Genomic DNA, 25340 nt, shown 5'->3' with positions numbered 1-25340 from the left:
ATTTATTTTTTAGCTAAAAGCTTTTTCTACTATAGTCTCTTGTTCTTTAACGTGTACCGAAGCATATCCTGTTGCTGGAGAAGCCGAAGCTTTTCTTGATACACAATCAATATCTCTAAAAGTATCACGCCAACGATTTAAATGCATCCAAGCTCCCATATTCGATGGTTCTTCTTGGACCCAACGGTGAGTTGCATCAGGATACTTATCAAGGATTTCCTTAATTTTAGTTGTTGGTAGCGGGTATAATTGCTCCAGACGAACAATGGCCACATCTTTACGGTCATTTTCTTGCTGATGCTTAAGTAGATCGTAATAAACTTTACCTGAGCAAAGAAGAACCTTCTTAACATCTTTAGCTTTAACCCAAGAATCATCAACAACTTCTTCAAACTTCCCACTTGTGAAGTCTTCTACTTTAGACTGACAAAGAGGGTGTCTTAAAAGAGATTTTGGAGTGAAAACAACCAGTGGTTTTCTAAATTCCCACTTAAGCTGACGTCTTAGAGCATGGAACATATTTGCTGGAGTTGTAATATTACAAATAACCATATTTTCTTCAGCACATTGTTGTAAGAATCTCTCTGGTCGACAAGAAGAGTGCTCAGGTCCTGCTCCTTCATAACCGTGTGGTAGAAGCATAACTAAGTTACTCATTCTTCTCCACTTACTTTCTGCAGCTGAGATAAATTGGTCGATAACAATTTGAGCACCATTAGTGAAATCACCAAATTGTGCTTCCCAGATATTTAGAGCATGTGGCGTTGCTTGAGAATAACCATATTCAAAAGCAAGTACAGCATATTCAGATAGAAGTGAATTATAGATATAGAAGTCACCTTGACCAGTCGTTAGGTGTTCTAGGCCACAGTATGCTTCATTTGTTTTCTCATCAAAAACTTTAGCGTGACGGTGTGAGAATGTTCCTCGAATAACGTCTTCACCAGAAAAGCGTACATCATTTCCTTCAGTCAGAATTGAACCGTAAGCAAATAGCTCAGCTAGTGCCCAATCAATTTCATCATTCTCATAACTTGCCTTTCTTTGATCAAGAAGCTTTTGAGCTTTTCTTAAAGTCTTAAAGCCTTCAGGAGTTGAAGTTATTGATGAAATAATATTATCTAAAACGCTCTTTTCAACAGCAGTTTCAGGAGAGCTTAAAAAGTCTTCTAATTTAGAAAAACGAAGATCTCCCCACTCTCTATGTGGACCTGGTACTTTCTTTGGAATTTCGTTTTGTTTAACATTATTAAAACGATCAGAAAGAAGGTCTTTAAATTCTTTTTGCATCTCTTTTGCAACTGCACGATCAACTGATCCACTTGCTGCTAATTCTTCAATATACATTTCACGAGGATTCTTATGCTTTGAAATCATCCCGTAAAGTTCAGGTTGAGTATATTTCGGCTCATCACCTTCGTTGTGCCCGTGCTTACGGTAACAAACCATATCAACGAAAACATCACGCTTAAACTTCTGTCTGAATTTAACAGCAAGCTGACAAGCGTAAACAACGTCTTCAGGGCAGTCACCATTAACGTGAATAACTGGAATATTTAACATCTTTGCTACAGATGTTGAGTAATGAGATGAACGTGCATCTGTAAAGTCAGTCGTGAAACCAATTTGATTATTAATTACAAAGTGGATCGACCCACCTGTACGGTAACCAGGAAGTTCCGACATTTGTAATGTTTCGTAAACAATCCCTTGACCAGCAACGGCCGCATCACCGTGAATGACAATTGGGATAATCTTACTTTCATCACCTTCATAAGCAATATCAATTTGTGCACGAGCATAACCAGTTGCCACAGGAGATACTGTTTCAAGGTGAGATGGATTTGGTAGAAGTTTTAAATAAACTTCTTTATCGTCTTCTGTTTTTGTTACAGAAGTAAATCCCATGTGGTATTTAACGTCACCATCACCTTCACCTTCAGCTTGTTCAACAGAATTTCCTTCAAATTCAGAGAAGATATACTCATATGTTTTACCAAGAGTGTTAGCAAGAACGTTTAGACGTCCACGGTGGGCCATACCAATAATATATTCTTTAGCTCCTAGTCTTGCACCTTCATTAATCACGGCATCAAGTCCAGGAATTGTCGACTCTCCACCTTCTAGTGAGAATCTCTTTTGACCTGTGTATTTTGTTTGAAGAAAGTTTTCAAAAACATTAGCTTCGTTCAGTTTGTGAAGAATTCTTTTCTTCTTATCAACCGTAAATTCTTTCTTTAAATATGTGTTTTCAAATTCTTCTCTAAACCAACGTCTCATTTCAGTGTCATCTGAGTGCATATACTCAACACCGATCTTTCCGCAGTAAAGCTTCATCATGTGGTCCATAATATTTTGAAGAGTCGTTGCTCCTAGGCCAACAAACTCACCACAAGTAAATACTTCTTTTAAATCAGAGTCAGATAAATCGTAATCTTTTAAAGAAATATGGGCACGACGATCAATTCTTGGACGAATCGGGTTTGTATCCGATAGTAAGTGTCCACGTGAACGAAATGATTGAATTAGTCTAAATACGTTGAATTCTTTGCGAAGCTTTTCATCGCTGACATCTCCGCCGCTAGCAGATCCCTTACCTGCACCAAACTCAAAACCTAGGAAAAAGTTACGCCAGCTCTCCTCAACTTCTTGAGGGTTTGCTTCGTATTGTTCATAGAGAGAGTCGATGTAAGAAATGTCTGAACTAGAGAGGGTTGAAAAGTCGAATTTTTCCATTTGATAAAATCCATTTTACTGCTTTGCAGTTACTACAAATTAATAATTTAGGCGTCTTAATATACATTATATCTTAACAGTTCGTGAAGTTTTCTTTTTGCACAGGCAAGCTTTGACTAGATAAAAATTAAAGTGATAAAGTCGGCTTCACCACACAAAAAATAACAGGAGAATTTATGGACTCAAGAAAATATATGAGTGATGCAATCAGAACGGAATCAAGAGACTTTGATGCGATGAACACACGTCTTTTAGACGATGGAGTTAAAAGACTTCTTCACGCTGGAATTGGTATTTCAACAGAAGCAGGTGAATTCCTTGATGCTCTAAAGAAGCATATATTCTATGGTAAGGAACTTGACCGTGTTAATCTTGCGGAAGAGCTAGGTGATCTTTTCTGGTATATGGCAATTGTTGGTGATGAGCTAGGAATTAAGTTTGAAGACGTAATGGAGCGCAATATCACAAAACTTAAGGCGCGTTATGGTGAAAAGTTCAGTGAAGAAAAGGCCGACAAGCGCGATCTTGAAAGCGAAAGAAAAATTCTTGAGGGTCAGGCTTTTAACTAATGAAACTTAACAGAATCTTTATATTTAATTTGGCGATCTTTTTAATCGCCTTAACTACTTTCTCATCTTGTCAGAGCGATAAACTACAATTCTATCGCCTTTCTGGCCCAACTATGGGGACAATATACAACATAAAATTTATTGCACCACAGGGATACAATGAATTAAAGCTAAAAAAAGATGTTGAAATTCGTCTCGATGAAGTCAACAAGGCCATGAGTACATATATAAGCGACTCAGAGATCTCATTATTTAACAAAATGAGTAAAGATGAGAAATTCTTCCCAGGCAATGACTTTAAGAGAACTCTTGAGCATGCACTTGATGTAGCGAAAAAGACAGATGGTACTTTCGATCCAACAATAGGAACTCTTGTAAACCTTTGGGGTTTTGGTCCAAATGGAAAGAGAAAGATTCCATCACAGTCAGATGTACTAGCAGCAAAAGAGAAAGTTGGTTATGAGAAAATCAAACTAGATGGCAATACTCTTACGAAGTCTGTTGATGGAGTCTACTTAGACTTATCTGCCTCTGCTAAAGGTTACGGGGTTGATGCATTAATTGAGCTATTAAAGTCTCAAGGAATACGAAATGCCCTAGTAGAGGTGGGAGGCGAAGTACGAACAATGGGAGAATCCCTTACAAGACCGTGGAAAATTGGAGTTGAGTCCCCTTCTAATAAAGACGGCAATCCCGTCGTTCGTGTCGTAACAATGAAAGACGTTGCTCTAGCGACTTCTGGTGATTACCGAAACTTTTTTAAAGAAGGTGGCAAACGCTATCAACATACGATCAACTTCAAATCTGGAGCACCTGTTGCATCACAACTTGCATCAGTGAGCGTTGTTTCAGAGACATGTATGGATGCAGATGCATGGGCCACGGCCTTAATGGCAATGGGTAAAGAGAAGGCCATTGCCTATGCTAAAAAAAATAAATTGAAAGCGTTCTTCATCTATCGTTCTGACGATGGTTCAGGAAAGTATTTAGAGACATCGACAGAGGAATTTGATAAGATAACCAAGTAAAACACTCTGATACGGAGACATTATGGATTCAAATATTAAGTTATTTTTTGTTACTTTTGCTGTCCTTGCTATCTCGATTACGGGAATGGCAGTAGGTGTCATCCTTTCAAATCGTAAGCTTCAAGGCTCTTGTGGTGGACTTGGAAAAATCATTGGCGAAGATTGCATGTTTTGTGAAAAGAAAGAAGAATGCAAAGAGCACCCTGAAGAAGCGCAAGATTGCCTAAAGGCATAATCAAAATTCCTCAAATAGATTTCAAATAACAAAAAGGCTCCAAATTGGGGCCTTTTTACTATCCTATAGGGCCAAAAGGAACCCTTTAAGCACTTTTGCACCAGCGTAAGTAGTTGAATGTACGTGTTCAAACTTGGCACAGTTCATGCTTTTATATTGGCAACAAAGCTATTAAACAGGAAGTTTAAAGCTGACGGCTTCAGGAAGAGCGAACCATTAGGGAAAAGAGGCCAATATGAAAAGTACAATGAGGAGAGCACTTTACATCACTTTAGGATTAGTTATGTTATCAATAACAATCCAAGAAAGAGTTCACGCAAGAACAATGAAGAGAATCACGCCTGAGCAAGTACAGAAACTTGATCGTGGAATGGCAGTTGAGACTTACAGAGGAGAATTTCTCGATATCAGCTCAATCTCAAATATCCGCAAGACTTTTGGAAACTTAGCAGATCTTAAAGATGGTCGCGAGATCAGACTTAAGAATGGTGATACTTTAACAGCACAAGATATCAAATTTCTATATGTTGAAAGATTTGGTGGAGATGCACCAAAGAGAGGAAAGAAGTTAGAAATCGCAAGAACACCACATGACGAGGAGTAATCAACTATTTTCAATACAATTTGCTACGTCTTCCTTAGTAGCAATGACCAGTAAGACATCCGGGTCGCTCGAAAGAGCGGCCTTTCTTTTTTTATCTGCAATTATTTTACGTCCTGTAGGCATCATTAAATAAAGAATTCTAAATCCTTTATTAATAAATAGTCTTTCATATTCCATAAAATCTAATACAGTCACTTCCATATTCTCAAGTAACATCTTCTTATGTGAAACCATGGCCTCCATACAAAAGAGCCCGCCTACACTTAACTTTTGAAATACGTTTTCTAAGTAATGAGAAATATCATCCTTAGATGAAAGATAATGAATATGATGAGAATCTAAAATGAGATCAAACTCACCTTCTAATTCATTAAGTGAAAGACTTGATAAACATTTAAAGGAGCCTTGTGGAAAGTTTAGAGATGCCTTCTTAATCGCCTCTTGCGATCGGTCGATGCCCAAAGTTTCAAAGAATTTAAAAGAAGACAGTTGTAGACCTTGACCACAGCCTACTTCTAAAGCTCGATGAATATCAATTGAACTTAAATCAAGGGCCTTTGCCACAAGCTCTTTTAAGCTAGGTGCTAATTGAAAATGGTCACTATCTAAATGGGCCTTATTAAACTTATCCACGCCTTTAGTATAGCGGCCCCATCTCTACAAAGTCACTTGAGCGATAAAAATCATTTGGTGATAGTCCAGGTTGTCCATGCGGAGGTTCATTTCCACCAAAGTAGCGGCGCCAACCATCTTCATTTACATCATAGCGCATCGGCTTTGGCGCAAAATTCTCAATTGCATAAACGCTTTTTAAAAGCTTATAGATAAATTCAGAGCAATAAAGCTTATCATCATCCCAAGTGTATTCATGGTCAAATGGCATATTTAAGAAATCATTTTGATAACTTTCTAGAAGAGCTCTTCTCTTTGTGAAGTTTATAAACTTAGGTCTTACAACTTGTACTGGCTTATTTGTATAGCGAAGAAATTTTGCAAGCGGCAGATGATGAACAATCCCAAGAGACTGGGCAACATATACTTTCGTTCCATATTTTAAAATAATACCAGAATGAGAAAACGGCCCATTGGTTTGTTTCTCAATTAACTCACAGCTGAAGCAGTCCATATCTAAAAGTAGGATATCTCCTGTTTTTAGCTCATCCATTGGTAGTGCCAATGTTTTAAGGCTAGCAAAAATCGACATTATCAGTATTAATCCAGCTGTCTTCATATCAAAACCTCTATCTTTTCAGATACTTAAAGTAGGTACTCCTCATTTCCCTACTATCATAAGACCAAGCTTTGCTGTTATACTACTTAAGTAACTAGATTTATACCCTAAAAAAAAGGGACAAGTAAAAATGAAAGGCATAATTCTAACGTTCATATTTTTAAGTTTCGCACTTGGGCACTTTGATATCTTTGCTTCCTCAAAGTCGTGCCCTACTGGACAAACATTCAATCGAACATTAAATCGCTGTATGTACACAGAAGGCTCAATCAAGAACCGAGATGAGTTCACGAAATGTGAAAAGATCGAAGGCAAGGCCCAAAGACAAGAGTGTATGAAGAATGCAGCAGATGAGCGCCAGGCCAAGGCCGTTGAAGAAATGAACTCCGATGGTACTAAACGTGTTACAGGTGGTGATGCAGAGGATACAGGTGACGGTAATCTTCTCACAGGATTCTCGGAAGCTTGGGGAATTATGAATGGAATCGCTGCAGCGTACTCTTTTGGTGAACAAAAAGAATGGTGGGGTGGCGATGAAACGAAAGCAGAAGGAGAAAGTTCTGATAGTGATACTTGTAAGTCCTGCTTAATTCAAACAGGTGTATCTCTTTATAGTGTCTATCAAACAAAAATGAATAAAGAAGACGTTAAGAAGAAAACCAATGAGATGAAAGACGAATACGAAGAGATCTCAAGTAATGCTGAAACAATGAAGAACGCTCAGATGTCAGCCTATGATATGCTAGAAAAAGAGCAAGAATATGTTGCAGAAGTTTCAGGTAAGCAAGAAAAACAATTTAAAACTCTTGCCCTTGGTTATACAGCTGCAGCCGGTGTTGCGGTTATGGAAATGTGGGGAGACTTTGGTGCCAGCTGTGGCCCATTGAAAGATGCATTATCTGAGCCTTCAAAAAACTGGAAAAACCTCTTTAATAATCCATGTGGTATCCTTTTGACTTCTGTTATTACAGTTCCATCAGCCCTCCTCGTCTCTTCACAGGCAAAGAAGAATAAACAAGATGCAGAATCAAATGTTGAACAAGTAAAGATCTTAAAAGAGAAGTACACGAAGTCCATTGCTTCATTCTGTCCAGATGGAAGAGATGATTTAAGTAACCCTCCTTGTTACTGTTATACTTCTGATGGAAATAGAAATCCAAATCGAGAAAAGTCTAATACATGTCAAGCATACTGGAATCGTTACTTTGGTAAGTTTGTGGCAACAAGTGATTCAAGTCGAGCTGCAAAAAGTAGCAATCCAGAAGGCTGTATTTTTAAAGACGGGAAATTTGACCGTGAATGTCAGTGTCGTAAGTTAAAGAATAATAAGGGTGAAAACGCTTGTATGACAGTTTCTGTATCACCTGGTTCCCTAAGTGGAGCACTTGGAGGACTTGATGCTTCAGAAGGTGTAAGAGTCGCAAATGAAGCCCTTCAAGGAAACGGTGGAACATACAATGCTAGCACTTCAGATAAAACAGCTGCTATGGCCGGAAAGACGATACAGGCATTAAAGAAGAAAATCGAAGGACCTTTTGCAAAATCAACAGGTGTTAGTCTTGATAAAGTCGCAGATAAAATAGCTAGAGATCTTGCAAAAAGTGGAAATAATAATGTTGCTATCTTTAATGGTGCCGGAGCAGGTGAACAATTTGCTCGTCTTAGGCCAACAGATTCATCATTTCAAAATGCGCTAACTAGTGTAGAGAAAAACTCTCCAGCAAAGAAGTCTCTTGTTGTGAGAAAACAAAATACGCGTCGATCAAATAAGAAAAGCACTGGTAGTAAGTGGAAGTTTAGTAATGACTCAAGCTCTGAAGTTTTAAGTTATGGACAAGGAGCTGGTGATGGCGATTCAAAGAAGCGCTATGATTACGGTGATAACGATATTATTAAAGACAAGTCCGTCTCAATTTTTAAAGTTATCTCACATCGCTATGTTCAGTCAGGACTAAAGAAATTATTTGAAGAATAGATAGATTAGGAAAACTATGAGTAATGTTAACAAGGAAGTTCTATTTGGTATGACCAAAGATCATCTTATCTTTGATGAATCAATTAAGCGCTACTTTCACAAAGACTCATATAATGACTTTCAAGAATTTAAGAAATACGCCCATGAAAATGGAATTGATTTTTATGTAACAAGCTCATTTCGCTCTTTTGAAGATCAATTAAGGATCTGGAACGAAAAGTGTGAAGGTAAAAGACCGATCTATAATCGTGAAGGTGTTGAGCTAGACGTTGAGAAATTATCTTCCCATGAAATTGTAAAAAGCATTATTAACTGGTCTGCCCTACCAGGAACTTCACGTCATCATTGGGGAACAGAGCTAGATGTCGTTGATGGAAATAGCTGGCCACAAGGTTATCATATCCAACTCATACCTTCTGAATTTGAAAAAGATGGGCCATTTTATGAATTTGGCCAATGGCTAAATAAGCAAATTGAAGAGCAAAAAAGCTATTCTTACTATAGGCCATATCTTGAGGATCTAGGAGGAGTTGCTCCTGAAGCATGGCATATTAGTTACGCTAAGATTTCTGCGAAATATCACAAGCAATATACATACGAAATTTTCTGTGAATTATTAGAGCATGAAAAGATGCGTGAGCTTACTTTCTTAGATGAAGTGAAAGCAAACTCACAGCATATATATGATCATTTCTTTAAAAAACTTTTGGCCTAATCAAGGCAATTTAATTCTTCAACGTAGAAGCTATTATAACCTTCAACATCATTTGAAGTAACCTGAGTTAATTCATATTCTCCGTTAGAACATTCTTCAAGGTAATTTCCTTGTTTAAAGTCTACAACAAGAGTTTCATCCTGAGTCTTGATAACTTTAATAGGAATCGCTGTTCCAAGCATTCCAACCTTAACTTCTTTAAGCTCACCTTGAACAGAAAAAGCTTGTGCACTAAGTGAAATAAATAGAACTGATAATACTGCTAAAATCTTCATACTGGCTCCCTAAATAGTTTTAAACTATTTATCACAATTGAGCTTCTAGCATGAGTTTTGAGTAAAACTTACAAACTTTTCTTTTTTAAGCCAATTGCATCTAACCATTCACTATTAGCAGCGATAAGCTTTCTTGCCTTAAGATCAAAAAGCCCTACATCCATAGTAATCGTATTATAGACTTTACCATCATGATCACGCATTTCTTGCTGAATTGTTAAGACCTTTGGATTCTTAATTTCGATAATCTTCGTATGAATCTTAATTGGCTGTCTTAATGTTAGCTCGGCCTTGTATTTGATATTGATCTCAATAATAACAGGGCCTCGTTTTTCTTTCATGATACGGCCAACACCCCAATTATTCTTAGTGATCATCTCCCATCGTGCCTGCTCATAAATTTCTAAATATGTGGCATTATTCATATGCCCTAAAAAATCTAAATGAGTCTCTTGCACAATAAAATCAAAGACAGATTCTTCCACATCGTAATTTTCAATATTTACATCAAATTGTTCACTCATATTTAGCACCTCTAACTTACTGAAATCTTAAAATTGGCCATTTAACTTGGCAAGTGGCCAAAGGCTATTTTACCTCTTGCTCAACTATAAATGAACAGGTTTTTAAGTACTTAAGTAATGCAACACCCCTCAAGAGGCCAAAACATGCTTAAATACTCAACTTTTAACAATAATTAACCGATTAGAACTTATAATTTAAGTAAGGATAACTTAACTTTCGAGATAACTATGAACAACAAATTAAATAAAATTCTCATTATAGCGTGTCTATTACCAGTTTATTCATTCGCCAATGGTGGTACTCAAAAATTTGAGTACAGGTGCATAAATGCAACGACTGGAGATATTTTTGAAGGCAGCTTCAATAGTCGCTCTAGTGCAGGTGTTCAAGAAAGAAAGAGAGAACTATGTGCTAACGAAGGTCTATCGCTCTACACTGAAGAATCTCGTGATGAAGAGTTGGCTGATCCAGCAGGTTTAGTTCAACAAGACCAAGGCTCACCAGGAACAGCAACAGTTCAAGTAACTTGTACAGGTGCAAATGCTGCTCAAGCTTCTGAAGCTTGTAGAAATGTATTTGATGCTCAAGGGATAGATGCAGCAGGAAGAACGGCAGGACAAAGTGCAGCAAGAGCAGCAAGACCAACAATGGAGGAAGCTCCAGATGCGAGCGATAATAATAAGACCGTTTGGAATACATGCTACTCGGCAGCTAATGGGGAGAAATTAACCCCTAAAAAGTTTAAAGAATGCGCAAATAGCGCTTGGGATGATTTAGTTATTTCAAATATCTCAAGTGATGATGTTGCTTATCGTGGTTCAAGTGCTGCAAGAGAGTGTCAGGCAGTCTTTGTAAAAGCTGCAAATGGAGCTGATTGGAAAGATATTTCAAAGGATATCCACTCTAATGGAAGTGCTGAGCTAGACTATAATAAGGCCGTAGCTATTTTCACTGTACGTCTACACGGCGACTCTAAAAGAGGTCAAGAAATTCAACCAGTGACAATTTCAAAAGCAGCAAAGAAAGTTGCAGCTTGTTCTCAACTAGCAGCTGTCTTTGGTGAAAATTTTAAAGAAGGACGAGAACAAGAAGATCCATATATTAATCCTGAAAAGTTAACATCAATGGATGGCAAGATCACTTGTAACCTAACAGGACTAGAAACACTTGATTATGACGAGTGTTCAGCTCTTATCGTAGCTCATAATAGTGCGGAAATTGGAACAGCTGCAAATAATACATTCCAACAATATGAGGCCCAATCACTTCGTAGTGAGCAGCAGCAAAAGCTTATGAATATGGACCCTAATTCAAATGTGACAACGGAAGCGCTTAAAACACAAAAAGATAATCTTGCCACTCAACAAGATATGGCAGAAAACAGACGTGCCATTCAAGCAGCAAGACTAGCGGCCATCGCTGGTTTCTCAGCGGCCATCCCAACAGTTGATGACTTCTTAGATAATCCAGCATTTTGTGAAAATCCAGTAGATGGTGCAATAAACAACCTCGATATGAGTGTAAAAGAATTAGCAGGAGACCCTAAAGGTGGAAAAGCTCTATGTCGAAATCTACTGGATGGATCAAGATTTAATTACTTTAGAAATGGAAATGCAAAGAGAGCTGGGAATAAGATCGCAGCAGAAGCAGGTGTTGAAGTAGCGGCAGAGACCATGGCCGTTTCTCAACTTGGAAAACAAAAGAAAATGATTGATGGAGCGATTGGAAAAATCGAAGGGATGAACACTCTTGAACTACCAGAAGACTTTTATCAAAATGAAGATGTTTATATGCAATTTTGTACAGCAAACCCTACTCACCCAGATTGCCAGACAGGCTTTGGTGCAGCAGTAAATGTCCCAAGTTTTGGCGACTATAACGTTGGAGGCTTTGGAACAAATCAAGCTTACCAGCCTACAGATACAACAGAATCAACTGGTTCAGCAGCTTCAGCAACTTCAGACCCAACTGCCGCTAATGTTGATACATCAACAGCTGTAACAAAGTCATCTCCAAGCGGAGGACTTAAGGGAAGATTTGGTTCTGGTGCAACTGTTACAGAAGGTGGAGGCCTAGCACAAGGTGCCGGTGGTGGTGGAAGTAACCCTGGAGGCGGCGGAGGCGGCGGAGGCTCCTCAGCAGGCGGTGGCGGTGAACAACAAGCCGGAGCGACAGCAGCTTCAGGTGGAACCAAAGGCCTAAGCTATATCGGTGGACGTGGACCAAGTTTTGTTGGTGGACGTGGAATCGCAAGTAGAAGAAAGAACACAAAGAATGATGCAAATCCATTTAAGAATATGTTCGATAAAAATAAGAACCGTAACCTAAGTTCACTTAACTTTAAAGGTAAGGCGGCCATTGGTTCAAAGTCAGGAAATCTCTTCCAAAGAATTTCATCTGCCTATGATAAGGCCAATAATAAAGGAAACCTTTTAAAGTACGAAACAAAATCAATTGAATAGAAGCTAAAGTACGAACAAATACATCAAAAGTTTAAACACTGGGGCCAGATAATTTGGCCCCATTCTAATTCTCCCCTAATAAAATCAATTACTTAAAAACAAGAAAATTGGCACGTAACGTGTATGTGTATAAAGTAACTAAATGAGCGAGCACGATGCGTCGCAACGTAGACATAATGATGCCGAAAGTGCATATTTCAAGGACTGAGATATGAAAAAATCAAGGGAAGATATGACAAGTGTTCAAGAGATCCTGTTAAGTGAACTAACACAAGCAAGAAGTTACGTAGAAAGAATCCTTCACGCAGTATGTGAATTGAGTGACACTCACCTAACGCCTAAAGCTAGAGTAGTTATTCAAGAATTTAGCGCTGAATATGAGAAATTAGTTTGTGAACTAATTATTCCAAGTCACTTTGGAGAACTAAATCTCATTCACCAAGATAACTTCCGCCAAGGAAGAGAAAATCTTAGAATAATGAATAACTTTATTGAAAGCTTTGTTGCTCTTGGGCCAAAGAATGATGAAGAAGTTGTTGGTACAATCACAAGATTAATTAATCTCGTTTATAAGTACACGAGAGAATTACACCTCGTTCTTATTGAAAAATCATCACTTGATGTGGCCACTCCTCGTATGGGTCTACTTAAGGCAATTGATATCAAAGAAAAGAAAGAAGTCATCAAACCACATGCAGTTATCAAGAAAGGTCCTTTTACTTTGATTGAAGGCGGACGTGTTGATGAGATTGACGAAGATGAGTTTGAAGATGAGGCCAGCCTTAATCCTCCACTCTACTTTCTTGAAACATTAGAAATTTTAAATCTTGCACATGCTAAGACTGCGCCAATACTTGGAATGAATGCAAAAAGAGAAGAGAAATATGAGCAAAATATTTCACAAGCTCACGTTCTAGTATCTAAGAAAGATCTGGCCGGCGCCCTAGAGTTATTTGAAAAGGCACGTGGCCATAAAGAGACGGCAGAAGTCTTAACACTGATGGCCTGGGTAAACTCTCAAATGGGAAATAACGAAGAAGCAAAATCTCTTTGCTTAAAGGCCATTGAGATCGATCCTGAATATGGTGCTCCATACAACGATCTAGGAACCCTACTTTTAAATGAAGGTCATATCAATGAATCAATCAAATGGTATGAACTTGCTAAGAAGGCCCCTAAATATACAAATCGCGAATACCCGTACATCAATGCTGGTCGCGCATATATGCAACTTAATAACTTCGACAAAGCAATGGAAGAGTTTGAAGTTGCTCTTAAATTAGTTCCTGAAAATCAAGAACTTCGCCACACTGTTAGTAAAATTCGAGCTTCAGTACTAAAAGAAGAAGATAATACGACAAAGCGCGGCTTCCAAAAGTTCAAAGTTGATTTCTCTGATAACCAAGGCGATAATGATAACCAACCAACACAATAATTAAAGGTATGGATATCATTTATGGCAAAAGTTTCAGCACGTGAGCTAGCAAAGTTTTTAAATAATCATTTAAATATTTATGATTACCAAGACTATGGACCAAATGGCCTTCAAATTGAAGGTAGTTCTGAGATTTCAAAAATTGCATTTGCTGTATCAGCACAACGTGACTCAATTGAAAAAGCAGTAGAAATGGGAGCAAATGCAATGATTGTTCACCATGGACTATTCTGGAAATTTCATGGAGTAAGAACCGTTACAGGAAGCTTTGCTAAAAGAGTTAAACCTCTTATTAAAAATGATATTAATCTATTTGGTTACCACTTACCTCTTGATGCACATATTGAGGATGGTAATGCTGCTGGAATAGCAAAGAGGCTTGGTCTAAAGGACTTAGCACCATACGGGGATCACAAAGGAATGCCTACAGGTCTTCAAGGAAGGTTTGAAAGACCACTTAGTCCAAGCGAGCTAAAAGACCTCCTAAAAAATATATTAAATCACGATATCATTCATAGTGAACCAAATGATGAAAAGATTTCATCGATGGGAATCATCACAGGTGGAGCTAACTCAGATTGGCGCTACTGTGTTCGCGAAGGGCTAGATGCCTATCTTACGGGAGAAATGAGTGAGCACGACTGGCATGAATCCAGAGAAGAAGGAATCCACTTCTTTGCAGGAGGGCATAATGCGACAGAAAGATTTGGTGTCCTTGCGCTTAAAGATTTGATTGAAGAAAAGTACGGGATTGAGTGCGTCTTCATCGACTCACCCAACCCAGCCTAGCTTATTTCTTAGACTTTCTTTTAAGAGAGAGAGTAATTGTAAATTCAGCAACTGGCTCATCATCAACATCTGGACAAGTTGCTGTGATCTTAAGAGGAAGATTATGTCTTTCGTCACTTGCTAGAACCATATCAACGAATTCGTCGATTTCCTTACCTTGCTTACAAGTAAAGACAGTATCCCCTTCAGCACGTTTTAGAAATTCCGCATGGAAATCTTTAAAAGCAAGAGAGACTCTCTTTCCTTTATCCATCGTTTTCTTCATTGCTGCAAATCCGCCTGCTAAATCAGCTCCACAAGCAAGAGCACCAAAGTACATACTATTTAGATGGTTCTTTGATCTTCTCGATAATGGAATCTTGATGGCAGTAACTTCTTCGCTTAATTCTATTACAGTCGGCCTTAACCAAAAGATCATTGGAACTTTTGTAAGACCAAAAAGACGCACAAAAGCAGTATTTCTTAAGCCTTCGGGAAGCTTATCTAGAACTTTCTTCATTACTTATTTCCCTTTAATTCAAGCGTTCTTTGATAAGCACGCTCCATTGCAATATTAAATATTTTTTCTAAATTTGATTCTTTTAAAGATTCCAAGGCCTCAAATGTAACACCTTTTTTTGATGTAACGTTTTCACGAAGTTCTTGAGCATCGTCATTTTGTACTAGCATTCTCCCAGCACCTTCTATTGTACCGGCAATCATTTGGTGTGCAAGCTTCTTATCAATTCCTCTTCTTTCAAGATCAGAAATTAGAATACGAGCTATTTCAAAAAAATATGCAGGACCAGAACCAGAAAAAGGAGTGATTATATCGATATCATCTTCTTTCTCAAAGACAGTATTGATTCCTTTTGTATTAAAGGCATCCCAGAAGTACTTCCATTTATCCTGATGAACTCTTTTAGACTTATAAAGAGCATTTACACCTAGACCAACTTGAGCAGGAGTATTAGGCATTATTCTAATAACTTCCTCACTTCCAAGAGCAGAAGCTAGTGATGCACTATCAACACCCGCAAGAAGAGAAACAATTGTAAGATATGGATGAGATAAGAATTCAACCTCTTTTGCAACTTCTATTAATTGTTGTGGCTTAAATCCACACCAAATAAAGTCGATATGTTGATTTCTTAAGTCCTCTAAACTTTCAATCCAGCTTACATCAAAGTCCTCGGCGAATTTCTTGGCCTTTGTCCTAGAAGGAGTAAACACAAAGAACTCACTCTCATCACTTTCTTTAGCAACTGCAATAAAGTTAGGTAAAAGCGCACGGACCATATTCCCTGCGCCTAAAATAAGATGTCGATAGGCCATTACTGATCTAACTCCATCGGTGCACCATGCCTCATGATATTTACAGCGTAACTTCTTTCACATGAGAAAAGGTGGAAGAGATCAAAGTAAGAACAATTGATAAAATCTTCAAGAGGAGTAATGAAAGTCGTCATTACAGATTGCCCATTATACTCACCTTGAATCTTATTGAACTCTCTAATATTCTCCTCATCTCCATCACAAATCACAACATCAAAATTCTCTTTTAGAAGCTCATGCATTTTATCTTTGTTTACAAAGTAACAATCAATATTCTTCTTAGAGAAACGATTCTTCTTTAAAATATCAATAAGGAAGTTCCACCATTGATAAGATGCTTTATTAGAGCAAAGAACTGTCACACCTGTTCCTGCCGCTAAAGACATTAGAACAGCAAAGAATGTCTGCATATTAATATCTTTATTTAAACTTAAATAGAGTGCGCGGTCTTTATTAGCATCAAATACAGAGTAGTTAATCTGACCAGGAATATAGCGGTTATTTCGGCCATGATTTAAAAGCTCAAGGTATTCTACTTCAAACCATTTTTTTAATTCAATAATATTATGTCTTTGACCACCAAATGTTCCAGGAAAGAGAGGACCAAAATTCCCAAGGATTTCATCAATAGCACCTAGAATCTTTTCACGTCTAATGAAGTGATCTGATCGAGATGAGCGAGAGATCACAGGAGAATCGTTTCCACCTTCTTCATAGAAAGACTCAGAAATATCCTCATCACTTGGCCTTACAAATAGGCTTCTTAGATAATCTTCACCACCGGCCTTTGGACCTGTACCAGACATCTTAAATCCACCAAATGGCTCAATCGCAACTCGAGCACCAGTGATACCACGGTTGATATAATTACTCCCCACAAGCATCTCTTTTGAAAGATAATCAATATCATCTTGAGATTGAGAGAAAATCCCACCAGTTAATCCGTATTCAACACTATTGAATAACTCTAATGCATCGTCATGATCATCATAAGGAAGAATGTGTACAACTGGTGCAAATAATTCTCGACATGCAAAGCTTTCAGGATCATAGGCGCGAGACTTTGGAAGTTCAATAACAGTTGGTCCAACGCAATAACCTGGAAGATCTTCCTCACTACGATTTACGTGAACTTTACCACCATACTTATGAGCTTCTTCACATGCTTGTTTCACTTGAGCGATTAAACGGTCTTTTTCTTCTTGACTTACGAGTGGATTAATATAACTTGCAAAGTCCGTTGCTGGCCCGACATTAATATCAAGTGCAGCCTGTTTTAACCTTGCAATGAGTTTATCTTTAACTTCACGGTCAACAAGAACTCGTGATGCCGCCGAACATTTTTGTCCAGCGTGTGCAAATGCCGAGTAGAGAATTCCATCAACTGTTTCATCAAGTTCAGCGTTATTCGTTACAATTACAGCATTCTTTCCACCCATCTCAGTGATGACTTTAACTGGATAAGTCTTTTGCGTTTCGCGATTATGATATAAACGTTGGCTACAAACTTTTGCGATATGAACCCCTACTGGTTTTGAACCAGTAAAGATAACACCTGCAATACGCTCATCTTCAACAAGCTTTTGTCCAACAGTCTCACCAACACCAGGAAGATGAATAAGAGCATCTTTTGGAACACCTACTTCATGGAATAGATTAACTAGCTCACATGTAATAAGTGGAGTTTGTTCTGCAGGCTTTAAGATAACACTTGAGCCTGTTAGAAGTGCTGATGCAGTCATTCCACATGGGATGGCCATTGGAAAATTCCAAGGTGCGATAATAGCAAATGGACCTCGAGCATCGATGTCTCGACTTGGGCCAACTTCTTGTAAACGGCGAATATAATAATTTAAAAAATCAATTGCTTCATCGACATCTGCAAGTGCCTCACTAATGGCCTTACCAGACTCATGCATAATAAGTGCAGAATAGTAATTTCTGCGCATATACATAATCTCAGCAGCATGGGCCATAATACTTGCACGTTTCTGCCAAGAGTAACTCGACCACTCTCCATCATAGAATGATTTATCAACTGTATCTAACGCTTTTTGCGCATCATCAAGTGTAGCAAAAGTAATTTTACCTACGACAGATTTTCCATCTGAAGGAGAAAGTACATTTTCAACTTCACCACTTAGTTTGAAATCACTTTCATAATCTTTACCTAATTCAAACTTTTCAAAGTCTCTTCTAAAGTACTTCAATTCTTTTTCGAGATAAGTTTTCAGTGGTGGACAATTAGAAAAATCACCAAAGATATTTGTGATTGTTGAGTCAAGATTTAGAAGCCCTTCCTCGTGGTGTTTAGCATAAATATCATTTGGTGCCATAAGTTTTGCATTCTTCTTATGACTTCTCATAATTGTAAGAACACCAACTTGAGATGAGTTCTCCATAATACGACGAACGAGATATGCCATACCAACAATTAATGAACCGATAGGTACATAATTTCTGACTGCCCATCCCATTTTGGCCATGGCCGTAGATAAGGCCTCATATGTCATATGTAGACACTGGTGTTCGATTTCATCGATATCACTATATTTAGTCTCTCTAAGAGCACTTGCAAAAGCGTGATCAGAGAAGTTGTGAGAGGCAAGACATAATTTAATATGTGGAAAGGCCTTAAATGTCTCATCGATCATTTGTCTAAAGTTAATATCTGTTTCTTCTTTATTTAAAAACTCAGGAGCATTGTGAGCATGAGCTTCGGCCTCAACTGTTTCAGCATCCCAATAAGCACCTTTTACAAGACGTATTGGCATATTATGTCCACGCTGTTTTGCTAGATCAATAATGTCTTGTAGATGCTCGTAGCAGTCACGAAGGTAGGCTTGAACAACAATACCAGTATCTGCATAATCTTTTAACTCAGGAGTATCAAGAAGCGCCTTTTTATAAACCTCAAAAACTATATCACGGTAGTGATAGTGTTCGGCATCGATATTGATAAAAACCTGTTGCTCCATCCCTGCTTTTAAGATCTTGATAAGTCTTGGAGCAACTAAACTATATGTATAATTAAAAGCTTCTGGCCTAAAGTCAGAACAAAGAGCTGAAACTTTAATCGATACGTGGGCACGAAGAATTCCTGCCTTATTTCTACGACCTGGAGAGATATGCATACTAAAACCATTAACTAGCTTTAGAACTTCATTCATATAATTATCAGCTTCTTCTTCTGATACAACTAACTCACCTAACTGATCCAAGGTTACATCACGACCAGACTTAAAGATCGTCGAGAAATTCTTTTGGGCAGTTTCAATTGTCTCACCTGCAATAAATCTTCTTGCCATAAATCGAACTTTAAAACGAACAATGGCAGCAAGTGGTTTTGCTGGAAAGACTTTTACAATTAATAAAGTAAAGTAGAAAAGAAGAACTAATTGAGAAGGAAGAGGTTGTCTATCCCCTTTTAGGCCAAGTTCTTCAGCTTTCTTAGAATCGACAATAAGGCGTCTTAACGCTTCTTTTAAAGTCCTCTTAACTTCTGTTCCTTCATCATCGTGATCAAGAGAAGGAAGAATTGCCAAGAACTTAAGTAAGTGAATTCTTAGAAGAGCATAATTGGCCGTAAGACCTAAAGCAAAGTCAGAGATTTTTTCAAAAAAGACAGGAGAATATCCATTGATATATACTAAAAGCTTTTTTGTAATCGTCTCAGTCATTTTTGAAACTTCTTCAGTATCAATTTGAGCGTGTGTATCTAAGTTATAACGTTTTGTAATGATACGACTAACACCAGGGAAGTCGCCAATTCGAACCTTCATAACCTTCGTTACATGATTCTTAAATGCTTTATAGGCTTTATTCTTTTCTCCGTTGAAATTATCAAGAAGAAAAATTTCATTTGCCATCTTAACATTACAAAGTCTTAGAACCTTATCTTTATTATCAACACCTAAAAGGAATTGTGTTCCTTCTAGAGCAATTTGAAATTTGAATGAACTATCAAAAGAAGTCCAAAAGACTAATTCTTTTTTTACTTCTTCTTTTAGATTGTTCTCTTCATCGAGAATAAGTGATGAGAAATGTTCATAAAAATCGAGTCTAAAATTCTCATCTAAATTGATCTGTTTAATAACAGGTAGCTTCACATTAACTCCCTTAAAAATTATAAAAATTTGGCAACTTGATCCTTTCTCTTAGAATCAAGATAGCCGATTTATTTTGTCATTTAACTTCCAAAGGGTATAATAAAACAAAGTAGATATTAAAAAAACATATTTACGTAGTGTCACAGAGCACAAAAATAACTAAATATTACTTTTGATAATAGTCTAACTTTGCGAAGATAAGACTATGAAAGAAAAAATTGTTTTTATTGATGACGATGAGAATATTGCTGACCTATTTGCCATGACATTGAGCGCAGGTGGTCATGAGACGAAGGCCCTAAGCGGAGAGCACGACGTAGAGCAATATTTTCATAATATTAGCGATGACCTTAAAATCGTTATTGCAGACAAGAATATGCCCGTCATCAATGGCCCTGAAGTCGTAAGACGTTTTGAAAGTGGTCCAAAAGCGGGAAAACTTGAGTATATAATTATCTCAGGTGACGAAGAGTTAGATAGCGACGATATCTCTCAAAAAGTTCACTTTATGAGAAAACCGTTTAAGAAAGAACAACTTTTATCTTTAATTGAGGAAATTCTTTAATGCGCCAAAGCTTTTGCTTCATTCTATCACTTCTGTCATTGCAAGCGCTTGCACTGACTTATACACTAGCGGACTTACGTGTCCTCTATAGTGAGAAGTCATATAATGAATATATGAAGCATCACCTCGATGTACGTCCATCCAAAAGAGATTTTGAGTGGAAGAAAATGACACGAGAGATGGCCACTGCCCAAGCTGATGAATTTATAAAGAAAGAACAAGTCACTCGTGAAAATTTCAATCTTTTAACTAAATATATAGAAAATAAAAATTTAAAAGCCTACGCATTTTACACATTGGCCTATTCTAAATTTGCAAGACTGTATTTTAAGAAGTGCAATAACTGTATTAAGGATCTCGATCGATACATTTCACACTCGGCCAGATATCCAGATATTGATTTCGACATTTATAAAAACCTTAATAACTCGATTAAATCAAATTATGACAACCTAGTTAAAGCTCCTTTAAAAAGTAACGATTCAATTTACTACTGTAAAGAAGAGCAAGGTCAGAAAGCTTTAGTCAAAATCCTTGTTGATGAAATTGGAAGAGAAGATACCAAGGATACAATTGTAAAAAAGTCCAAAGATATCTTTAATCCTGATTGCCTCAATGGTTTCTCAAAAGAAGATATCCATGCCCTTTTAGACAAAGCAGATTATACAAGTGAGATCATATACCTAACGTTTCGCGCATTTGAAAAGATTGATGATATTACTTCAGACACATATCTCATGACCTATCTTTTAACTTCACCTAAACCGGGCCCAATCATGAATATGGCCTGGAACCAGATAGAGATGCTTTCAGCCAACTATAAAAAGAGAATGAAAATATTTGATAATCTTAAAAAGCAATATCCTCTTAGTGGTGAGATTTTTGAGCGCAAAAATGGAAAAGTCGCTGAAAAATCTAAAATCATCATCAAACGCTTTGCAGAAAACTTTCCAGAGTACCTAAATTTCTATGGTGAAACGTGCCTCAATTTCTACAGTGGAAAAGTGAAATTTGCTCGCGGAAACCCTGCCCTACATTGTGACGATTTCATGGCCGAAGAAGTGGCCGGCAAGTGGATGAGCGACACTGTGCGACTTAAATACTCTGGCGCTAAGAAAATCAACTAGTTAGACCAGGTAAAAACCTCTTAATTCCTAGCATTTCCTTGCCTGATGTTCACAAATGTGGGAATATCAAGCACAACAATAAATATTAGGGAACTGTTAATTATGATCAAGTCACTTTTAACATTATTTATTTCATTCGCAATCATTGCAAATCCAGCTCAAGATGACACTACAATTGGTGATAATGGGCAAGATGATAACCAAGTCTGCCTCGAGCTTAGTCAAGATAAGTTAATTGGTCTTGAGAGTAAGCCTGAAAATGAGCTAGTATTCGTTTCCAATAAATGTTCATACGCTGACTTCACAAAAGAACTAAAAGAGAAACTTCAAGCGGCCCTGCCTTTTGAAGGAGAAGGAAGATTACAACTTTCACTAAAAGACGAAAAAATCAATGTCATTATGGACACTCTTGCAACAGAACATGTTGGTTCAAGTCGTTTTTCATATGAAGACACAAAGAAAATTGAAGACTTCTATTCTTCAACTAAAGCTGATTCTCTTAAACAATCAGGAAACCTAGAGTCTCTTAGAGATGATCAATCAGACGAATTCTACCTTGTGCTATTCTTTAATGCGCAAAAGGATCGCCTCATTGTAATTTATAAGCGTCTAACAGAAGCACCAGTTAATGATGTGCCTCCGTCGGATGATCTACCATCTGAAGAATTATAAAATAAGAAATTTCTTAGCAAAGATACTAGATGCTAGATCGGCATTTTCGCTACTACGATTATCAATACGATAACCTATAAAGACCTTCTTTCCTCTACGGAAAGTATATGAAGGAACAAGGCGAACATATTGGTCCATATCGCCTTTGTATAAAATAAACTCTTCACCTGGCTTAATATCCTTAGCATTAATAAGAAGAGATCCAAGATCGATACTTTTTGCAGACCAATCAACTTTTATCTTCTTTATTTCATCATCCTTACTTGCAGGCCCTCGCCCACTATCTTTTTTATATTCAAGTCCATTAAACATCTTAGAAATTTCAGATGCATCAGGATGATTTGTTATTGATGCTGGTAATGTTGCACCTGAGCTTTGTAGATTATTTAAATCTAACTCTGGAGCAGAACGTCCTGTAATATCAACTACAGTGGCCTTCTTTTCAGGAGGCAAGAAAGTTGAGCTTCCTGTACCACTAGAACCACCAGCTCCAGAGCTCATCCCATTACTGCCACCACTTCCAGAAGTAGGGCTCCCCACATTTGCAATTTGTCTATCATTACTTCTTCTACGATCATCACTTGAAGGAGATCTTCTAATTGGCTCTAAAGTCTCAGCATCATAGCGCTGATACTTTTCACGATTGGCCCTTGCAAGCTCCTCTCGCTCTTTCTTCATACGACGATCTTGCGCTGCAATCGCATCTTTTAAAGAACTACCTGCTTCACGTAATGTCTTAATCGTCTCAACCATCTGCTTAGTTCTAGCTGAAACTTTTCTGCGACCACGTCCGCGTGATCCCATCGTTAATCTTCCGCTATTATTTGTGTTTAAGTTGCTTTGTTGAACTGGACCCTGTTGTGCTATTTGCTGATCTTGCACTTGAGCCTGTTGTTGGGGCTGACTCATTTGAGATGTATTTTGTGAAACAGCTTGAGAACTACCCATTGATTCATTATCACTTTGTGATGGTGTTTGGTGTGCCATCTCCTTAGTTTCGATATCACCAGATATAAATTGTTCAGTTACAGAGTTTACTTTCTCAACATCTGCTCGAACTTGATTGTAACGAGAAATTTGTAATACCTTCTCATAATCTTCATCACTTAAGTTCTCTTTAAGATATTCTAAATCTTCTTCTTTAAACGAGCCTTCTTTTATTTTATAGTAAATATCATTTCCAATAACTTCCACTAAGAAATTACAAGCATCTTGATTTTCTACAGTTGTTTTATTCTTACAACTTAATGTTCTTAGCTCTTTTTTTGCATTTTCTTCATTTAATTTACATCCATAAATTGAATAAGGAGCATTATCTTCACACACTTTTTTACAGATTGTAGGGGTCTCATCTAAACGATTAGCTCTTTCATATTCTTCTTTTAGAATATCTAATACATTAGAGCTACTTTGTTCTCTTACAGGCTTGTCTTTCAATTTACAATAATAGTTATAATTATCAGCAACATCTGGATTTGTAATATGATCAAACTCAAACTCTTCTTTGGCCATTTCTGTTAACGACTCATTATTACAAAAATTAGAAACTTCGTTTGAGAACTCACTACACATAGAAACCAATGCAGTTTGTGGATCCTCTACTTTTTCAAAGACATAATCACTCATCTTTATAAGTGGAGATGCACAACTTTTTGTCTTAAATAAATTCATCGTGTTATTAGATTCGTGGTTATATAATTCTGAATGATCAATAAATAACTCATATGCTAAGTTTTTACCTTTATATTCAGGAAGCATTTCATCAACTAACGAATCGGAACAGTTTTTTTTAATTATTCCATTTAAATTACAATCAAGTTGAAATTGTTGATTAGGATAATAGTTATCAAATTGCTTCAGAGAGCTAATCATTCTAAATACACTACCTTTAAACTCTCTACCAAAGATAGCTCTAAACTTCTTTCTACTAACAGAATAATTAGTATTAGGATTTTTATCTATACAATCACAATAAGATTCACTTGTAGCTTCAAAACCCAGTTTCTCAGAACACTCTTTTCCAACTGTAGATTTCTGACTTCCTACAAGATGATTCGTTAAATTTTTAATCTCAGGACTTTTAAAGATAGAGATTATACCTTGACGACACTCAGCAAAAGAAACTGAAAAAGAAAGAATTAATAATATATATTTAAAACTATTATTCAATCTAACATTCTCCACAAACTACGGCATTGGTAAGTTAATCGGCATATCAGGGTTTTCTCTTTTAATTTGAGATAGACTCTTTGGTTCAGTTAAATGATATGAAGGATGATTTAATCTCTTCATACCTTTTAAGTATTCTTTTTTATAATTTTCTGAATTTTTATAGTTTTTCTCTAAATGGGCAAAGACATGGTACAAAGGACCTTCAAAAACTTTTCCTTCTCTTTTAATTCGTACAAAAGCATTCATATCGATACCACCAAATGGTACCTTCATCATATTACCAAAAGCATGAGTAATACCATTACCTTCGATTGTAGAATCTAAGAAGTTTTCTTGAAATGGATAGCAGTCTAAAGTAAGCACATATCTAAAAAAGAAATCTTTATGATCTCCTCCTTTATATTTTTCATCAATCCAACTCATTATACTTTTATAAGAAGGAGAATTTGAATCAGCTACTTTATATGTATCGCATACTGCTCTTTTAGATGGTTTCAATATTTCATCTAAGTTATCAGGTAATTTAGGATAATCATATATTGAGTATCTATCTTGTACTGAGCCTGATTTTACATCAGCAATCATTCTAAAATTAAGTTCATTTTTACGATCGAGAATAGGTGGAACTGACTCAGTTAGACAGTCAACATCTGCACCTTGAATTGCTCTTACGCCCACAAAAGCACTGCTATGAAAGGCAAAAAGAAATGTTAAAAATGGTAAAATGAATTTATTCATAAGTAATCCTTTGTCAGCTAATCGGCTTCTAAGTTACTGACTTTAGGGATTACTTATAATTTTT

General features: G+C 37.1%; 22 protein-coding genes. 12 read left to right on the top strand and 10 right to left on the bottom strand.

Annotated elements, in window-relative coordinates; translation table 11 throughout:
* Nucleotides 1–9 precede the first annotated feature (9 nt).
* The gene (locus VCM44_RS06755) at nt 10–2736 is read right to left on the bottom strand and encodes a 2-oxoglutarate dehydrogenase E1 component (RefSeq protein ID WP_334678364.1); all 2727 of its coding nucleotides are present in this window, start codon (nt 2734–2736) and stop codon (nt 10–12) included.
* A gap of 176 nt (nt 2737–2912) precedes the next feature.
* On the opposite strand from VCM44_RS06755, the gene VCM44_RS06750 reads away from it, so the two are divergent.
* The 4 genes from VCM44_RS06750 (at nt 2913) to VCM44_RS06735 (ending at nt 5172) form a co-directional block, all read left to right on the top strand.
* Entirely contained in the window at nt 2913–3305 is a 393-nt protein-coding gene (locus VCM44_RS06750) for a nucleoside triphosphate pyrophosphohydrolase family protein (RefSeq protein ID WP_115363339.1), read from the top strand.
* Entirely contained in the window at nt 3305–4333 is a 1029-nt protein-coding gene (locus VCM44_RS06745) for an FAD:protein FMN transferase (RefSeq protein ID WP_334678363.1), read from the top strand. The genes VCM44_RS06750 and VCM44_RS06745 overlap by 1 nt, the downstream gene beginning before the upstream one ends.
* 22 nt (nt 4334–4355) lie before the next feature.
* Nucleotides 4356–4568 (top strand): (Na+)-NQR maturation NqrM, encoded by a 213-nt coding sequence (nqrM, locus tag VCM44_RS06740; RefSeq protein WP_115363343.1) that lies wholly within the window; start codon nt 4356–4358, stop codon nt 4566–4568.
* A 235-nt stretch (nt 4569–4803) separates the two neighbouring features.
* The gene (locus tag VCM44_RS06735; RefSeq protein WP_115363345.1) at nt 4804–5172 is read left to right on the top strand and encodes a hypothetical protein; all 369 of its coding nucleotides are present in this window, start codon (nt 4804–4806) and stop codon (nt 5170–5172) included.
* Here VCM44_RS06735 and VCM44_RS06730 read toward each other — a convergent pair whose 3' ends face one another.
* Both VCM44_RS06730 and VCM44_RS06725 read right to left on the bottom strand, forming a co-directional pair.
* Complete coding sequence (locus tag VCM44_RS06730) at nt 5173–5805, bottom strand: class I SAM-dependent methyltransferase (protein WP_334678362.1); 633 nt, start codon at nt 5803–5805, stop codon at nt 5173–5175. It abuts the gene before it with no gap.
* 4 nt (nt 5806–5809) lie between these two features.
* Entirely contained in the window at nt 5810–6403 is a 594-nt protein-coding gene (locus tag VCM44_RS06725) for a YiiX/YebB-like N1pC/P60 family cysteine hydrolase (protein ID WP_115363349.1), read from the bottom strand.
* A 130-nt stretch (nt 6404–6533) separates the two neighbouring features.
* Between VCM44_RS06725 and VCM44_RS06720 the strand changes: the two genes are divergently transcribed.
* Both VCM44_RS06720 and VCM44_RS06715 read left to right on the top strand, forming a co-directional pair.
* A complete protein-coding gene (locus VCM44_RS06720) occupies nt 6534–8378 on the top strand; it encodes a hypothetical protein (protein WP_334678361.1) in 1845 nt (614 codons plus the stop codon).
* A gap of 16 nt (nt 8379–8394) precedes the next feature.
* The gene (locus VCM44_RS06715; protein ID WP_115363353.1) at nt 8395–9093 is read left to right on the top strand and encodes a M15 family metallopeptidase; all 699 of its coding nucleotides are present in this window, start codon (nt 8395–8397) and stop codon (nt 9091–9093) included.
* Here VCM44_RS06715 and VCM44_RS06710 read toward each other — a convergent pair.
* Together VCM44_RS06710 and VCM44_RS06705 are read right to left on the bottom strand one after the other, a co-directional pair.
* Entirely contained in the window at nt 9090–9368 is a 279-nt protein-coding gene (locus VCM44_RS06710; RefSeq protein ID WP_115363355.1) for a hypothetical protein, read from the bottom strand. The two genes, VCM44_RS06715 and VCM44_RS06710, sit on opposite strands and share 4 nt — an antisense overlap.
* Before the next feature lie 68 nt (nt 9369–9436).
* The gene (locus VCM44_RS06705; RefSeq protein ID WP_115363357.1) at nt 9437–9892 is read right to left on the bottom strand and encodes an acyl-CoA thioesterase; all 456 of its coding nucleotides are present in this window, start codon (nt 9890–9892) and stop codon (nt 9437–9439) included.
* Between the two features lie 228 nt (nt 9893–10120).
* Here VCM44_RS06705 and VCM44_RS06700 point away from each other — a divergent pair, with 228 nt between their 5' ends.
* The 3 genes from VCM44_RS06700 (at nt 10121) to VCM44_RS06690 (ending at nt 14579) form a co-directional block, all read left to right on the top strand.
* Nucleotides 10121–12355, top strand: coding sequence for a hypothetical protein (locus VCM44_RS06700; protein ID WP_334678360.1), 2235 nt, complete (start codon nt 10121–10123; stop codon nt 12353–12355).
* 211 nt (nt 12356–12566) lie between these two features.
* Nucleotides 12567–13790: a tetratricopeptide repeat protein gene (locus VCM44_RS06695; RefSeq protein WP_120405026.1), complete on the top strand. Its 1224-nt coding sequence runs from the start codon at nt 12567–12569 to the stop codon at nt 13788–13790.
* A 21-nt stretch (nt 13791–13811) separates the two neighbouring features.
* The gene (locus VCM44_RS06690; protein WP_120405027.1) at nt 13812–14579 is read left to right on the top strand and encodes a Nif3-like dinuclear metal center hexameric protein; all 768 of its coding nucleotides are present in this window, start codon (nt 13812–13814) and stop codon (nt 14577–14579) included.
* A 1-nt stretch (nt 14580) separates the two neighbouring features.
* Here VCM44_RS06690 and VCM44_RS06685 read toward each other — a convergent pair whose 3' ends face one another.
* From VCM44_RS06685 to VCM44_RS06675, 3 genes are read right to left on the bottom strand one after another with little or no spacing between them, the layout of a single operon-like run.
* Nucleotides 14581–15078 (bottom strand): PaaI family thioesterase, encoded by a 498-nt coding sequence (locus tag VCM44_RS06685; protein ID WP_115363363.1) that lies wholly within the window; start codon nt 15076–15078, stop codon nt 14581–14583.
* On the bottom strand, nt 15078–15893 hold the full coding sequence (locus tag VCM44_RS06680) for a pyrroline-5-carboxylate reductase family protein (RefSeq protein WP_334678359.1): 816 nt from the start codon (nt 15891–15893) through the stop codon (nt 15078–15080). The genes VCM44_RS06685 and VCM44_RS06680 overlap by 1 nt, the downstream gene beginning before the upstream one ends.
* On the bottom strand, nt 15893–20002 hold the full coding sequence (locus VCM44_RS06675) for a proline dehydrogenase family protein (protein ID WP_115363367.1): 4110 nt from the start codon (nt 20000–20002) through the stop codon (nt 15893–15895). The genes VCM44_RS06680 and VCM44_RS06675 overlap by 1 nt, the downstream gene beginning before the upstream one ends.
* 205 nt (nt 20003–20207) lie before the next feature.
* Between VCM44_RS06675 and VCM44_RS06670 the strand changes: the two genes are divergently transcribed.
* The 3 genes from VCM44_RS06670 (at nt 20208) to VCM44_RS06660 (ending at nt 22366) form a co-directional block, all read left to right on the top strand.
* Nucleotides 20208–20567: a response regulator gene (locus tag VCM44_RS06670; RefSeq protein WP_115363369.1), complete on the top strand. Its 360-nt coding sequence runs from the start codon at nt 20208–20210 to the stop codon at nt 20565–20567.
* Nucleotides 20567–21694, top strand: a complete 1128-nt coding sequence (locus VCM44_RS06665) for a hypothetical protein (protein WP_115363372.1) — start codon at nt 20567–20569, stop codon at nt 21692–21694. Before VCM44_RS06670 ends, VCM44_RS06665 begins: the two co-directional genes overlap by 1 nt.
* Nucleotides 21695–21796: 102 nt before the next feature.
* Nucleotides 21797–22366, top strand: coding sequence for a hypothetical protein (locus VCM44_RS06660; protein WP_334678358.1), 570 nt, complete (start codon nt 21797–21799; stop codon nt 22364–22366).
* Here the strand turns inward: VCM44_RS06660 and VCM44_RS06655 are convergent.
* Together VCM44_RS06655 and VCM44_RS06650 are read right to left on the bottom strand one after the other, a co-directional pair.
* Nucleotides 22361–24535 carry a hypothetical protein gene (locus tag VCM44_RS06655; protein WP_334678357.1) on the bottom strand — a complete coding sequence of 725 codons (2175 nt, stop codon included), beginning with the start codon at nt 24533–24535 and terminating at the stop codon, nt 22361–22363. The two genes, VCM44_RS06660 and VCM44_RS06655, sit on opposite strands and share 6 nt — an antisense overlap.
* Before the next feature lie 18 nt (nt 24536–24553).
* Entirely contained in the window at nt 24554–25276 is a 723-nt protein-coding gene (locus VCM44_RS06650) for a hypothetical protein (protein WP_334678356.1), read from the bottom strand.
* Between the last annotated feature and the right edge of the window lie 64 nt (nt 25277–25340).

It is taken from the genome of Halobacteriovorax sp. DPLXC-1 (assembly GCF_036903125.1).
Classification (GTDB): domain Bacteria; phylum Bdellovibrionota; class Bacteriovoracia; order Bacteriovoracales; family Bacteriovoracaceae; genus Halobacteriovorax_A; species Halobacteriovorax_A vibrionivorans.
The sequence above is the reverse complement of the archived record's forward strand: the minus strand, read 5'-3'. Positions and strand labels throughout refer to the sequence as shown.

What these genes read in the sequence shown, in the direction of transcription:
- nqrM (WP_115363343.1), top strand. Translation starts at nt 4,356, where the DNA reads ATGGATTCAAATATTAAGTTATTTTTTGTTACTTTTGCTGTCCTTGCT.
- VCM44_RS06670 (WP_115363369.1), top strand. Translation starts at nt 20,208, where the DNA reads ATGAAAGAAAAAATTGTTTTTATTGATGACGATGAGAATATTGCTGAC.
- VCM44_RS06660 (WP_334678358.1), top strand. Translation starts at nt 21,797, where the DNA reads ATGATCAAGTCACTTTTAACATTATTTATTTCATTCGCAATCATTGCA.
- VCM44_RS06750 (WP_115363339.1), top strand. Translation starts at nt 2,913, where the DNA reads ATGGACTCAAGAAAATATATGAGTGATGCAATCAGAACGGAATCAAGA.
- VCM44_RS06665 (WP_115363372.1), top strand. Translation starts at nt 20,567, where the DNA reads ATGCGCCAAAGCTTTTGCTTCATTCTATCACTTCTGTCATTGCAAGCG.
- VCM44_RS06680 (WP_334678359.1), bottom strand. Translation starts at nt 15,893, where the DNA reads ATGGCCTATCGACATCTTATTTTAGGCGCAGGGAATATGGTCCGTGCG.
- VCM44_RS06685 (WP_115363363.1), bottom strand. Translation starts at nt 15,078, where the DNA reads ATGAAGAAAGTTCTAGATAAGCTTCCCGAAGGCTTAAGAAATACTGCT.
- VCM44_RS06715 (WP_115363353.1), top strand. Translation starts at nt 8,395, where the DNA reads ATGAGTAATGTTAACAAGGAAGTTCTATTTGGTATGACCAAAGATCAT.
- VCM44_RS06705 (WP_115363357.1), bottom strand. Translation starts at nt 9,892, where the DNA reads ATGAGTGAACAATTTGATGTAAATATTGAAAATTACGATGTGGAAGAA.
- VCM44_RS06755 (WP_334678364.1), bottom strand. Translation starts at nt 2,736, where the DNA reads ATGGAAAAATTCGACTTTTCAACCCTCTCTAGTTCAGACATTTCTTAC.
- VCM44_RS06650 (WP_334678356.1), bottom strand. Translation starts at nt 25,276, where the DNA reads ATGAATAAATTCATTTTACCATTTTTAACATTTCTTTTTGCCTTTCAT.
- VCM44_RS06690 (WP_120405027.1), top strand. Translation starts at nt 13,812, where the DNA reads ATGGCAAAAGTTTCAGCACGTGAGCTAGCAAAGTTTTTAAATAATCAT.
- VCM44_RS06720 (WP_334678361.1), top strand. Translation starts at nt 6,534, where the DNA reads ATGAAAGGCATAATTCTAACGTTCATATTTTTAAGTTTCGCACTTGGG.
- VCM44_RS06700 (WP_334678360.1), top strand. Translation starts at nt 10,121, where the DNA reads ATGAACAACAAATTAAATAAAATTCTCATTATAGCGTGTCTATTACCA.
- VCM44_RS06745 (WP_334678363.1), top strand. Translation starts at nt 3,305, where the DNA reads ATGAAACTTAACAGAATCTTTATATTTAATTTGGCGATCTTTTTAATC.
- VCM44_RS06735 (WP_115363345.1), top strand. Translation starts at nt 4,804, where the DNA reads ATGAAAAGTACAATGAGGAGAGCACTTTACATCACTTTAGGATTAGTT.
- VCM44_RS06710 (WP_115363355.1), bottom strand. Translation starts at nt 9,368, where the DNA reads ATGAAGATTTTAGCAGTATTATCAGTTCTATTTATTTCACTTAGTGCA.
- VCM44_RS06695 (WP_120405026.1), top strand. Translation starts at nt 12,567, where the DNA reads ATGAAAAAATCAAGGGAAGATATGACAAGTGTTCAAGAGATCCTGTTA.
- VCM44_RS06725 (WP_115363349.1), bottom strand. Translation starts at nt 6,403, where the DNA reads ATGAAGACAGCTGGATTAATACTGATAATGTCGATTTTTGCTAGCCTT.